The sequence below is a fragment of the Pseudomonas sp. LBUM1641 genome, from assembly GCF_059716235.1.
On the sequence record NZ_CP166815.1, the window covers coordinates 5,517,872 to 5,529,822 of the forward strand.

11 protein-coding genes are annotated in these 11,951 nt (G+C 60.7%); 6 read left to right on the forward strand and 5 right to left on the reverse strand.

Annotated elements, in window-relative coordinates:
* Positions 1 to 7: 7 nt before the first annotated feature.
* The 5 genes from ACA046_RS25385 to ACA046_RS25405 form a co-directional block, all read right to left on the reverse strand.
* Positions 8 to 1,294, reverse strand: a complete 1,287-nt coding sequence (locus ACA046_RS25385; RefSeq protein ID WP_459023256.1) for an ABC transporter substrate-binding protein — start codon at positions 1,292 to 1,294, stop codon at positions 8 to 10.
* Positions 1,295 to 1,400: 106 nt separating this feature from the next.
* On the reverse strand, positions 1,401 to 2,660 hold the full coding sequence (locus ACA046_RS25390) for a D-mannose isomerase (protein WP_459023258.1): 1,260 nt from the start codon (positions 2,658 to 2,660) through the stop codon (positions 1,401 to 1,403).
* Between the two features lie 156 nt (positions 2,661 to 2,816).
* Positions 2,817 to 3,644: an ATPase gene (locus ACA046_RS25395; protein WP_459023260.1), complete on the reverse strand. Its 828-nt coding sequence runs from the start codon at positions 3,642 to 3,644 to the stop codon at positions 2,817 to 2,819.
* 118 nt (positions 3,645 to 3,762) lie between these two features.
* Positions 3,763 to 4,761 carry an NAD-dependent epimerase/dehydratase family protein gene (locus ACA046_RS25400; protein WP_459023262.1) on the reverse strand — a complete coding sequence of 333 codons (999 nt, stop codon included), beginning with the start codon at positions 4,759 to 4,761 and terminating at the stop codon, positions 3,763 to 3,765.
* 52 nt (positions 4,762 to 4,813) lie between these two features.
* The gene (locus ACA046_RS25405) at positions 4,814 to 5,707 is read right to left on the reverse strand and encodes a LysR family transcriptional regulator ArgP (protein ID WP_497675214.1); all 894 of its coding nucleotides are present in this window, start codon (positions 5,705 to 5,707) and stop codon (positions 4,814 to 4,816) included.
* Between the two features lie 99 nt (positions 5,708 to 5,806).
* Between ACA046_RS25405 and ACA046_RS25410 the strand changes: the two genes are divergently transcribed.
* From ACA046_RS25410 to ACA046_RS25435, 6 genes are all read left to right on the forward strand, one after another.
* Positions 5,807 to 6,208 (forward strand): ACT domain-containing protein, encoded by a 402-nt coding sequence (locus tag ACA046_RS25410; RefSeq protein WP_459023264.1) that lies wholly within the window; start codon positions 5,807 to 5,809, stop codon positions 6,206 to 6,208.
* A 5-nt stretch (positions 6,209 to 6,213) separates the two neighbouring features.
* Positions 6,214 to 6,816 carry a LysE/ArgO family amino acid transporter gene (locus tag ACA046_RS25415; RefSeq protein WP_076015866.1) on the forward strand — a complete coding sequence of 201 codons (603 nt, stop codon included), beginning with the start codon at positions 6,214 to 6,216 and terminating at the stop codon, positions 6,814 to 6,816.
* Positions 6,817 to 7,003: 187 nt separating this feature from the next.
* On the forward strand, positions 7,004 to 7,600 hold the full coding sequence (locus ACA046_RS25420; protein WP_003212997.1) for a superoxide dismutase: 597 nt from the start codon (positions 7,004 to 7,006) through the stop codon (positions 7,598 to 7,600).
* A gap of 153 nt (positions 7,601 to 7,753) precedes the next feature.
* Positions 7,754 to 7,930, forward strand: a complete 177-nt coding sequence (locus ACA046_RS25425) for a hypothetical protein (RefSeq protein ID WP_497675215.1) — start codon at positions 7,754 to 7,756, stop codon at positions 7,928 to 7,930.
* Between the two features lie 220 nt (positions 7,931 to 8,150).
* On the forward strand, positions 8,151 to 10,208 hold the full coding sequence (locus ACA046_RS25430) for a putative bifunctional diguanylate cyclase/phosphodiesterase (protein ID WP_459023269.1): 2,058 nt from the start codon (positions 8,151 to 8,153) through the stop codon (positions 10,206 to 10,208).
* 162 nt (positions 10,209 to 10,370) lie between these two features.
* Complete coding sequence (locus tag ACA046_RS25435) at positions 10,371 to 11,708, forward strand: imelysin family protein (RefSeq protein ID WP_459023271.1); 1,338 nt, start codon at positions 10,371 to 10,373, stop codon at positions 11,706 to 11,708.
* Positions 11,709 to 11,951: the final 243 nt, after the last annotated feature.

Genomic DNA, 11,951 nt, shown 5'->3' on the forward strand with positions numbered 1-11,951 from the left:
CTAACCGTTACTTGGCCGACTTGACCGCGCTGTACAGTTGCTTCGCGGTGGTTGCCGGATCAGCGGACGGGTTGTTGATGTAGTTGGTGACGACGTCAAAGAACGCGCCTTGTACGGCCAGCGTGGTTGCCATGTTGTGCGCCATGCTCGGTTGCAGGCCGCCAGTCTGTGCGTCTGCCAGGAAGTCCTTGGCAGCGGTCTGGGCGCAGGAGTCGAATCCGTATTTGCCCATGTCTTTCAACATGTCGATACGAACCGGGATCGAGCCCTTGTTGATGCTGAAGACTTTCTGGAAGTTTTCGCTCAACACGACTTTGGCGATGTCCTGCTGGCCAGCAGCAGTGCCTTTGTCTTTCTGCTTGAACACCGCCAGGGAGTCGATGTTGTAGGTAAACGCCTTGTCGGTACCCGGGAAGGCTACGCACTCGTAGTCTTTGCCGGCGACTTTCTTGGCGGCGGTCCATTCACTCTTGGCCCAGTCACCCATGATCTGCATGCCGGCCTTGCCGTTGATGACTTTGGCCGCTTCCAGGTTCCAGTCCTGGCCTTTGCCGTCGGCGTCCATGTAGGTCGCGACTTTCTTCAGCTCGGTCAGGGACTTGATCATTTCAGGGCCGGTCAGGGCTTTTTCGTCCAGGTCGACCAGGGCTTTCTTGTAACCGTCAGCCCCCATGACCGAGAGCACGACCGCTTCGAAAACGGTGCTGTCCTGCCAAGGCTGGCCACCGTGGGCGAGCGCAATGAAGCCGGCTTTTTTCAGCTTGTCGCCAGCGGCGTAGAATTCTTCGAGGGTGGTAGGCGGTTTTTCGATACCGGCTTTCTTGAAGACTTCCGGGTTGATCCACAGCCAGTTGACGCGGTGGATGTTCACCGGCACGGCGACGTAGTCACCTTCGTACTTCACGGTATCGGAGACTTTCTTGTCCAGCAGGCTGTCCCACTTCTCTTCTTTGGCAGGAGCCTTCAGGACGTCGGTGTCGAGCAGCCCGGTGGACGCCCATTCCTGGATGTCGGGGCCTTTGATCTGGGCCATGCCTGGCGGGTTGCCAGCAACGGCGCGGCTTTTCAGTACGGTCATGGCAGTCGAACCACCACCGCCGGCAACGGCACCGTCTTTCCAGGTGAAACCGTCTTTTTCAACTTGAGCCTTCAGGACATCTACTGCCGCTTTCTCGCCACCCGAGGTCCACCAATGCACAACTTCAACCGTCCCTTTCGAGTCGGCGGCAAAAGCACTGAGGGGAAACAACGAGGCAACGGAAATAGCAACGGCGAGGCGACTGATCGCTTTCATCTGAGTACCTTTTTTCTTGTTGTTATGCATGCAAGTCGGTGCTTGCGCTGCAAACGAGTTTAAACAGGGATTTTTCAGGTGCAGGTAACAAAGGGACGCCAAAATGTCACCATTTGGTGACATAACGCCCGGCAGCCACGGCACTGGCCATGCTCGGTGCCAAGGGTAAACCCGGCAGCAAGACAGCCTGCCAGGCGTGATACAGGTCCGGCTTACCGCCCCAGATCTTGCTGCCGGGCTGGTTTTTCGGGCTCAGTTCGTGGTGCCAGCTGCCATGGGTGCGGTCAATGAAATGGCTTTCACAGAACTCCCAGAAGCGCCGGTACCAGATTTCGTAATGCAGCTCACCCGTGCGCTTGAGCAGCGCCTGGGCAGCGGCGCTGGCTTCGCAATGGGTCCAGTGCAGGCGCTCGCGCACCACGGGGCGCTGGCTCCAGTCGAGGGTGTAGACAATGCCGGGGGCGCCGTCGACGGCCCAGGCATATTCGCAGGCACTGGCGAACAGGCCTTTGACGTCGGTCAACAACCACTCAGGCGTGACGAGCCCGGCATCCAGGCGTGCGGCTTCCAGGTGCAGCACCAGCCGCGCCCATTCAAAGCCGTGGCCGGGGGTGATGCCGTAGGGGCGAAAACCATCGGCCGGGTTGTCTTCGTTGTAACCGCGCAAGGGTTGCCAGTGGCTGTCGAAATGCTCGATCACCATGTCCCGGTTTTCCGCCGCATGGGTATGAATAATCCGCTCGACGATGCGCAGCGCGCGGTCCAGCCAACGGGTTTCACCGGTGACATCGGCCAGGGCCAGGAAGGCTTCGGTGGCGTGCATGTTGCTGTTGGCGCCGCGGTAGGCTTCTACACCGCTCCAGTCCTGGGCAAAGGACTCGAGCATCGCGCCCTCCTCTTCGCTCCAGAAATACTGGTCGATGATGTGGGTCGCGTCGTTGAGCAAGGTTTGTGCACCGGGCGCGCCGGCCACTACTGCGGAGCTGGCAGCCAGGGCCACAAAGGCGTGCAGGTAGGCGGCCTTGCCGGTGTTGCCATCGCTGGCACCAGGCGTGGCAAACCAGCCGCCGTGCCGGGCATCGCGCAGCGGGCCGCTGAGGGCCGCAACCCCGTGTTCCACCAGGTCGGCATAACCTGGCAGGCCCAGGCTATGGGCCATGGCGAAGCTGTGGGTCATGCGGGCGGTGTTCATGGTTTCAGCGACGGCATCGGGCGGCAAAACGCCGTGATCGTCGAGGTTGCCGAAGCCTTCGGGCAGCTTGGAAGCCTTGGCGAATGACAGCAGGCGCAGGCCTTCAGCGGCAAGCCAGGCGTGATGGGCAGGAGCGTTCAGCCAACTACTGGCAGGCAGTGGTTGCGTGGTCATGATTAGCCCTTTTTATTATGTGCGGGATGACGGGAGTCTAAACAAGGGCGAGACGAGGGCAAGTAACGAAGGAGGTAGGAAATGTCACCGGATGGTGACATTGATTGTGCTAGGCCCTGTAGGAGCCATGTGTATGACGCCTACAGGGCCCCAAAATCATTGCTGCCCGAGAGGGGTGATCCGTGCCGGCTGGTTGATCTGTTGCTGCAGGTTCTGCACCTGGCTTTGCAAGGTGGTGACGTTACGCGTGGTCTGGATGCGGAACACGTCGAACTCCTTGTTGGACGGGCCGTCGGAGGCGGCCGGGCGGCTGTCCTGTTCGCTCTTGAGGACCACAAGGTCCTGCTCCAGGCGGGCAATGGCGGCTGCGGGGTTGCCTTGCTTTTTCAGGGCCGCGACGTCGGCGGAGAGCTCCTTGAACTCGGCGTCCCGGGACTTGAGGGTTGCCACCGCATCCGTCAACGCCTGTACCTGGCCTTGCAGTTGCGCATTGGCACTGGACAGTTGCGTGGTGCTGGCAGTCATTTGCTCCAGGCGCTTGTCCAGGTCAGTGGCCTGGCCGGCCACGCCCAACTGCTGTTTGCCCTGCTCCAGCAACTGGGTTTCCAACTGCTTGATCTGCAGTTTCAGGGCTTCACTGCCGTTGTTCACGCTGGCCTCGCTGGCCACCACCTTGCCGGAAATATCCTGCAGGCGCCCCGCCGCTTCCTCACTGATGCGTGCGAAGCTTTCCTGGGTAGCCACCAGTTGCTGGCCCATCAGGGAAATCTGCTGGAAGCTCCACCAGGCAAGGCCGGCAAAGGCAAACAGCAGCGCGCCGACCAATGCCCACAACGGCCCGGTACTGGCGCTTTTGACCTTGACCACAGGCGTTGGCCGGGAACGCACGGACGTGGCCGGCGTAGGCTCGAAATCATCGTCGTCCGAGGTGTCAGCCCGCAGGCTGGGAACGTTGTCAAAGTCGTCGTTAGCATCGTTACGCATGAATCAACCTTCAAACCTTTGAGGTGGCATATGAATAGCCAAGCGCCGGAGTATAAACCCCCGACCTGCCGCACTGATCGACCCTGGGTCGCAAATTCGGTTCCCGGTGTGTTGCCGGTTATTTAAGTGCTGCGTCCTGGGCCTTCCACCAACTGCAAAACTCGTCGAGGGCCGCCCACAGGCTGACCTTGGGCTGGTAGTCGAGATAATGCCGTGCGCGGGTGATGTCGAGGGTGAAATCTTTGTTCATGACCTGCATGCCCAGCCGTGACAAAGACGGTTCCGGACGCCCTGGCCACATCGCACAGAAGGCCTCGTTCAGCGCCGCAACACTGTAGGACACGCCGTAGGAGCGGTAACGGGTGACCTGGGGCATGTCCATTTGGCGCATCACATAGTTCACCACATCCCACACCGGAACCGGCGTGCCGTTGCTGATGTTGTAGGCCTTGCCCAACGCCGAACCCGTCGCCAGCAAACTGCTGAGCAGGGCTTCATTGAGGTTGTGCACGCTGGTGAAATCCACCTTGTTCAGGCCATCCCCGACAATCGCCAGGCGGTTCTTGCGCTGCATCTTCAACAGGCGCGGGAAGATACTCATGTCACCGGCACCGGTGACAAAGCGCGGGCGCAGGGCCAGCACTTCGAGGCCGAACTCCTGGGCGCCAAATACCTTTTGTTCCGCCAGGTATTTGGTGGCCGCATAGGGATGCTTGAAGCGCTTGGGCACTTGTTCTTCGGTCAACCCCAAGTGATCGCGGCCGTCGAAGTAGATCGACGGCGACGACAGGTGCACCAGGCGCCCGACCCGCTGCTTGAGGCAGGCCTCCACCACGTTTTCGGTGACCAGCACATTGCCCTGATGGAAATCCTGATAGCGCCCCCACAGCCCCACGGCCCCGGCGCAATGCACCACGGCCTCGACGTCGCGGCACAGCTCGCGCACCAGGTCCGGATCATTCAAATCACCCTGGATAAACTCGGCGCCGCGCCGTACCAGGTGTTCCACACCTTCGGCCCGCCGCCCGTTGACCCGCACGTCCAGGCCCTGCTCCAGGGCGAAACGCGCAAAACGCCCGCCAATGAAGCCGCTTGCGCCGGTGACCAGAATTTTCATGACTTACTCCGCATTCTTTCGTTTTTCATCGCTGTTGCCTTGACGCTGGCCATCACGCCAACGGCACCAACCATTGCCCCGTTGTGTGTGCCAGATGATCCGTCAGCAGCCCCAGCAATTGTCCACCACTGCGCCAATGATGCCAGTACAGCGGCACATCGATCGGCTTATCTGGCAATAACTCCACCAGCACGCCCCTTTCCAGTTGGTCGCGCACCTGCAATTCGGGCACCAGGCCCCAGCCCAATCCGGCTTCCGTCAGACGGATAAAACCTTCGGACGACGGGCATAAATGGTGTTCGAAACCACCGTCGACACCCAGGGAAGCCAGGTAGCGATGCTGCAAAAAGTCATCCGGGCCGAACACCAGCGCCGGGGTGCGGGCCAGTTGATCGGCGCGTACGCCATCGGGAAAGTGCCGCGCGACAAACGCCGGGCTGGCCAGCGCCCGATAACGCATGGCACCGAGCAAGAGGCTGCGGGCACCGGCCACCGGGCGTTCGCTGGCGCAGATACAGGCCGCCACTTCGCCGGCACGCATGCGTTTGAGGCCGACGGTCTGGTCTTCTACGACTAAATCCAGCAGCAGGTGTTGCTCGGCGCAGAAGTCACTCACGGCCTCGGCCCACCAGGTGGCGAGGCTGTCGGCATTCAAGGCGATGCGCAGACGCTCCGGCATGCCCTCTTCATCCAGCGCGGGCACCTGGCTTTGCAGGTCGCGCTCCAACAGCCGCACCTGTTGCACGTGGTTGAGCAAACGGCGGCCAATCTCGGTGGGCGTCGGCGGCGTGGCACGCACCAGTACGGGCTGGCCGATACGCGCTTCCAGCAGTTTGATGCGCTGGGAAATCGCCGATTGCGAGATTCCCAACATCTGGGCGCCCCGCTCAAAACCGGCCTGTTCCACCACCGCTGCCAGGGCGGAAAGCAATTTATAGTCGAACATCAGTTTTCCTAATGAGCGATCAGCAATATTGGTTTTTCTTATACAGCCTTGGACGGGAGAATAGCCAGCATCGCTTCTTCTTATTCAAGGACCTTCCACATGGCTGGCGAAACCGCCCTGGCAACCCTGCTGCGCAGCATGAGCCCACAGCTCAACGACGGCGACTACGTGTTCTGCACCCTGGCCGACAGCCGCATCCCCGAAGGTTGCGAAGTGATCGGCAGCTTCCGCGAGCAAGAAGGCCTGACGCTGATCGTCGAGCGCCAGCAGGCCGAACGCGCCGGACTGGCCTTCGAATACGTAGCGGCGTGGATCACCCTGAATGTGCATTCGGCCCTGGAAGCCGTCGGCCTGACCGCGGCGTTCGCCACCGCCTTGGGCAAAGCCGGAATCAGTTGCAACGTGATTGCCGGCTACTACCACGATCACTTGTTTGTTGGCCGCGCCGATGCTGAGCGCGCGATGAAGGTGTTGCAGCAATTGGCGGCGGGCGCGGAGTAAATCCTATGTGGCAGAGCTATACGAACGGCCTGTTGGTGGCCTTTGGTTTGATCATGGCGATCGGCACCCAGAACGCCTTTGTCCTGGCGCAGAGCCTGCGGCGCGAACATCACCTGCCCGTGGCGGCGTTGTGCGTGGTGTGCGATGCGATCCTGGTGGCCGCCGGCGTGTTCGGCCTGGCGACCGTGCTGGCGCATAACCCGATATTGCTGGCGGTTGCCCGTTGGGGCGGCGCGGCGTTCCTGTTGTGGTACGGCACCCTTGCCCTTCGCCGGGCCTGCTCGAAGCAGAGCCTGGGCCAGGGCGAGAACCTCAAGGTGCGCTCGCTGAAGGCGGTGATGCTCAGCGCCCTGGCGGTGACCTTGCTCAATCCCCACGTGTATCTGGATACCGTTCTGTTGATCGGCTCCCTCGGCGCCCAGCAGACCGAACCGGGCGCGTATGTGGCCGGTGCCGCCAGCGCTTCATTCCTGTGGTTCATGACCCTGGCCCTGGGCGCCGCGTGGCTGGCACCGTGGTTGGCGCGCCCTGCCACCTGGCGAATTCTGGACCTGCTGGTGGCGGCCATGATGTTCAGTGTGGCCTATCAATTAATCAGCGCCGCATAAACTTTTTTCAACAGAAGCCAAAACCCTCTGGAACCTCTATCCCACACAGTTGTTGCGTGGTTTTGCCGCACCCCCGGTGCTATGATCCAGCCCCTGCGCCGCAAAGAGTACAAACTCCCCGGCGCTTGTTTGGCCGCCCGTGATCGGCCTTGCGCTCACCGCAACTGACCTGATTAGGAGAATCATCATGGCTTTCGAATTGCCGCCGCTGCCCTACGCACACGATGCCCTGCAGCCGCATATTTCCAAGGAAACCTTGGAGTATCACCACGACAAGCACCACAACACCTATGTCGTGAACCTGAACAACCTGGTGCCTGGCACCGAGTTCGAAGGCAAGACCCTGGAAGAAATCGTCAAGTCTTCTTCGGGTGGCATCTTCAACAACGCCGCTCAGGTCTGGAACCACACGTTCTACTGGAACTGCCTGGCGCCAAACGCCGGCGGTCAACCTACCGGCGCGCTGGCTGAAGCCATCAATGCAGCCTTCGGCTCGTTCGACAAGTTCAAGGAAGAGTTCACCAAGACTTCCGTCGGCACCTTCGGTTCCGGTTGGGGCTGGCTGGTGAAAAAGGCTGACGGTTCCCTGGCCCTGGCCAGCACCATCGGCGCCGGCAACCCGCTGACCAGCGGCGACACCCCGCTGCTGACCTGCGACGTCTGGGAACACGCTTACTACATCGACTACCGCAACGTACGTCCAAAGTATGTGGAAGCGTTCTGGAACCTGGTCAACTGGAAGTTCGTAGCTGAGCAGTTCGAAGGCAAAACCTTCACTGCTTAAGTACTACTTGCAGTAGAAAGAGCCCGGCGATTGCCGGGCTTTTTTGTGGGGGTTACAAAAGCGTAATGCAGGACGCGTGGAACTCAAGGCGATGAACTGGCCACCCAACAAGTGAGAGAAATAACTCTCTCATTTCAGTTAGGAGAGTCCGCAATGGATCCTTTATCGATGGGAATGTCAGCCGCTTCAGCAGCCATGCCGCTGGCAGAAAAAGGCATGGACCTGCTGAGCAAGCTCATGGATTCAAAAAGTCAGGGAGCTGGTGAGGAGGCGGGCAAAATCGGCGAAGATGCCCACCAGAAATCCTCCGAGCAGATTACTTTCGGCTAATAAAACCCTCGGCAATCTCTCGCGAGCTATAAAAAAGGCATTCGCCTTCGCTCCCCCGCGCAGTACAAGAGGGCGGCGGACAGGATCCGCCCTCCTCCTTCCCGACCTTCACTTGTTAATATTCAGGCTCTCCGGGCCCAATGTTCCTTTGACTGCCCTCACGGGATTGCCAATACTCATGGCATATTGAGGCTACCCGCATGGAACAAGGAATACCCCTTTGAAGCTGGAACTCAAAAACAGCTTGTCGGTGAAGTTGCTACGGGTGGTGCTGCTTTCGGCATTGGCGGTGGGCGTGGTACTAAGCGCGGCGCAGATCGTCTTTGACGCCTACAAGACGCGTCAGGCCGTGGCTGGCGATGCCCAGCGTATCCTCGACATGTTTCGCGACCCGTCCACCCAGGCCGTCTACAGCCTGGACCGGGAGATGGGCATGCAGGTCATCGAAGGTCTGTTCCAGGACGATGCCGTGCGCATGGCCTCCATCGGCCACCCCAACGAAACCATGCTCGCGGAAAAAACCCGCGACCTGCAACAATCCCCGACCCGCTGGCTGACCGACCTGATCCTGGGCCAGGAACGCACCTTCACCACACCGCTGGTGGGGCGCGGGCCTTATAGCGAGTACTACGGCGACCTGAGCATCACCCTCGACACCGCCACCTATGGCAAAGGGTTTCTCGTCAGCTCGGTGATCATTTTCATCTCCGGCGTACTGCGGGCCCTGGCCATGGGCCTGGTGTTGTACCTGGTCTATCACTGGCTGTTGACCAAGCCGCTGTCGCGCATCATCGAGCACCTGAGTTCGATCAACCCCGACCGCCCCAGCGAGCACAAGATCCCGCAGCTCAGGGGCCACGAGAAAAACGAACTGGGGCTCTGGATCAACACCGCCAACCAGTTGCTCGAATCCATCGAGCGCAACACACACCTGCGCCATGAGGCGGAAAACAGCCTGCTGCGCATGGCCCAGTACGACTTTCTCACTGGCCTGCCGAACCGCCAGAAGCTGCAGGAGCAGTTGGACAAGATCCTGATCGACGCCGGCCGCCGCCAACGCAGCGTCGCAGTGCTGTGCGTGGGGCTGGATGACTTCAAAAGCGTCAACGAGCAGTTCACCTACCAGGCCGGCGACCAATTGCTGCTGGCTCTGGCCGACCGTCTGCGGGCCCACAGCGGCCGCCTCGGCGCCCTCGCCCGCCTGGGTGGCGACCAATTCGCCCTGGTGCAGGCCGATATCGAGCAACCCTACGAAGCCGCCGAGCTGGCACAAAGCATTCTTGATGACTTGGAGGCGGAATTCGCCCTCGACGATGGGCACGAGCAGATCCGCCTGCGCGCCACCATCGGCATCACCCTGTTCCCGGAAGACGGCGACAGCACCGAGAAGCTGCTGCAAAAAGCCGAACAGACCATGACCCTGGCCAAGAGCCGTTCGCGCAACCGTTACCAGTTCTATATCGCCAGCGTCGACAGCGAAATGCGCCGCCGCCGCGAGCTGGAAAAGGATTTGCGCGACGCCCTGAGCCGCGAGCAGTTCCACCTGGTGTACCAGCCGCAGATCAGCTATCTCGACCATCGCGTAGTAGGTGTCGAGGCCTTGATTCGCTGGCAGCACCCGGAACACGGCCTGGTACCGCCCGACCTGTTTATCCCCCTGGCGGAACAGAACGGCACCATCATTGCCATCGGCGAATGGGTGCTGGACCAGGCCTGCCGGCAACTTAGGGAGTGGCACGACCTGGGTTTCACCGAGCTGCGCATGGCGGTCAACCTGTCGACCGTACAGTTGCACCACGCCGAGCTGCCACGGGTGGTCAACAACCTGCTGCAAATCTACCGCCTGCCGCCCCGCAGCCTGGAGCTGGAAGTCACCGAGACCGGCCTGATGGAAGACATCAGCACCGCCGCCCAGCACCTGCTGAGCCTGCGCCGCTCCGGGGCGCTGATTGCGATTGATGACTTCGGCACGGGCTATTCGTCCCTGAGCTATCTGAAAAGCCTGCCGCTGGACAAGATCAAGATCGACAAGAGCTTCGTCCAGGACCTGCTGGATGACGACGACGATGCAACCATCGTGCGGGCAATCATCCAGCTCGGCAAAAGCCTCGGCATGCAGGTGATCGCCGAAGGCGTGGAGACCGCCGAACAGGAGGCCTACATCATCTCCGAGGGTTGCCACGAAGGTCAGGGCTACCACTACAGCAAACCCCTGCCGGCACGGGAGTTGGCGGCCTACCTGAAACAGGCCCAACGCAATAACGCCGCCATTCTCTGAAGCAATGCTGGCCAGTGGTGCCCCGCGCACCGCTGGCCAGCAAATCGAAACTAAATATTTCCTAGTTATAACCCTTTACACAAAATGCAAATCTTTCGCATTATGTCGCAGCTTTGCGCGTCCCCCGCGTGACTCACCCTCAACCGAAGCAGGATGTTCGCCATGATTCGTATGCCCCTGGCCACCGCCAGCCTTCTCGCCATTGCCATTTCTCTTGCCGGTTGCGGTGAAGGCAAAGACAAGGCCGCCGCGCCTCAAGCCCCGGCCGCCGCCAGCACTCCCGCCCCCGCGGCTGCACCGGCAGGCCAGGTCGACGAGGCCGCTGCCAAGGCCGTGGTCGCGCATTACGCTGACATGGTCTTCGCCGTATACAGCGATGCCGAGTCCACCGCGAAAACCCTGCAAACCGCGATCGACACCTTCCTCGCCAACCCGAACGACGACACCCTGAAAGCGGCCCGTACCGCCTGGATCGCCGCTCGCGTGCCGTACCTGCAGAGTGAAGTGTTCCGCTTCGGCAACACCATCATTGACGACTGGGAAGGCCAAGTGAACGCCTGGCCCCTGGACGAAGGCCTGATCGATTACGTCGACAAGACCTACGAACACGCTCTGGGCAACCCTGGCGCAACCGCCAACATCATCGCCAACAACGAAATCCAGGTCGGCGAAGACAAGGTCGATGTGAAAGACATCACCCCGGAAAAACTCGCCAGCCTGAACGAGCTGGGCGGTTCCGAGGCCAACGTGGCCACCGGTTACCACGCGATTGAATTCCTGCTCTGGGGCCAGGACCTGAACGGCACCGGCCCGGGCGCCGGCAACCGTCCAGCATCGGACTACATGACCGGTGATGGTGCTACTGGCGGCCACAACGAGCGTCGCCGCACCTACCTGCGCGCCGTGACTCAACTGTTGGTCAGCGACCTGGAAGAAATGGTCGGCAACTGGAAACCCAACGTCGAAGACAACTACCGCGCCACCCTGGAAGCCGAGGCGCCGACCGATGGCCTGCGCAAAATGCTGTTCGGCATGGGTAGCCTGTCCCTGGGCGAACTGGCCGGTGAGCGCATGAAGGTTTCCCTGGAAGCCAACTCGCCGGAAGACGAACAGGATTGCTTCAGCGACAACACCCACAACTCGCACTTCTATGACGCCAAGGGTATTCGTAACGTTTACCTGGGTGAGTACACCCGCACCGACGGTACCAAAATGACCGGCGCCAGCCTGTCGTCCCTGGTGGCCAAGGCTGACCCAACGGCCGATGCAACGCTGAAAGCTGACCTGGCGTCGACCGAAGCGAAGATCCAGGTGATGGTCGACCACGCCAACAACGGCGAGCATTACGACCAGTTGATCGCTGCCGGTAACGATAAAGGCAACCAGATCGTGCGTGATGCGATCGCAGCCTTGGTCAAGCAGACCGGTTCGATCGAACAGGCCGCTGGCAAGCTGGGCATCAGTGACTTGAACCCGGATAACGCTGATCACGATTTCTGATCCGTGCCGCGTTGAATGAGGCGACCTTCGGGTCGCCTTTTTTGTGCCTGCCCTTCAAGGTCCATTAACCACCGAAAAACCCCTGTGGGAGCGGGCTTGCTCGCGAAAGCGGTGGGTCGGCCAATGCATCCGTTGACTGGAACACCGCCTTCGCGAGCAAGCCCGCTCCCACATTTGCCCGGCGTCGCCTTCCAGCCTCCGGTTTACTTGCCCTGCACCGCAGGTAGAATGGCGCCTTTCCTG

Excerpts from the sequence above, each read along its gene's own strand:
- ACA046_RS25385 (WP_459023256.1), bottom strand. The coding sequence starts at position 1,294 with ATGAAAGCGATCAGTCGCCTCGCCGTTGCTATTTCCGTTGCCTCGTTG.
- ACA046_RS25390 (WP_459023258.1), bottom strand. The coding sequence starts at position 2,660 with ATGACCACGCAACCACTGCCTGCCAGTAGTTGGCTGAACGCTCCTGCC.
- ACA046_RS25395 (WP_459023260.1), bottom strand. The coding sequence starts at position 3,644 with ATGCGTAACGATGCTAACGACGACTTTGACAACGTTCCCAGCCTGCGG.
- ACA046_RS25400 (WP_459023262.1), bottom strand. The coding sequence starts at position 4,761 with ATGAAAATTCTGGTCACCGGCGCAAGCGGCTTCATTGGCGGGCGTTTT.
- ACA046_RS25405 (WP_497675214.1), bottom strand. The coding sequence starts at position 5,707 with ATGTTCGACTATAAATTGCTTTCCGCCCTGGCAGCGGTGGTGGAACAG.
- ACA046_RS25410 (WP_459023264.1), top strand. The coding sequence starts at position 5,807 with ATGGCTGGCGAAACCGCCCTGGCAACCCTGCTGCGCAGCATGAGCCCA.
- ACA046_RS25415 (WP_076015866.1), top strand. The coding sequence starts at position 6,214 with ATGTGGCAGAGCTATACGAACGGCCTGTTGGTGGCCTTTGGTTTGATC.
- ACA046_RS25420 (WP_003212997.1), top strand. The coding sequence starts at position 7,004 with ATGGCTTTCGAATTGCCGCCGCTGCCCTACGCACACGATGCCCTGCAG.
- ACA046_RS25425 (WP_497675215.1), top strand. The coding sequence starts at position 7,754 with ATGGATCCTTTATCGATGGGAATGTCAGCCGCTTCAGCAGCCATGCCG.
- ACA046_RS25435 (WP_459023271.1), top strand. The coding sequence starts at position 10,371 with ATGATTCGTATGCCCCTGGCCACCGCCAGCCTTCTCGCCATTGCCATT.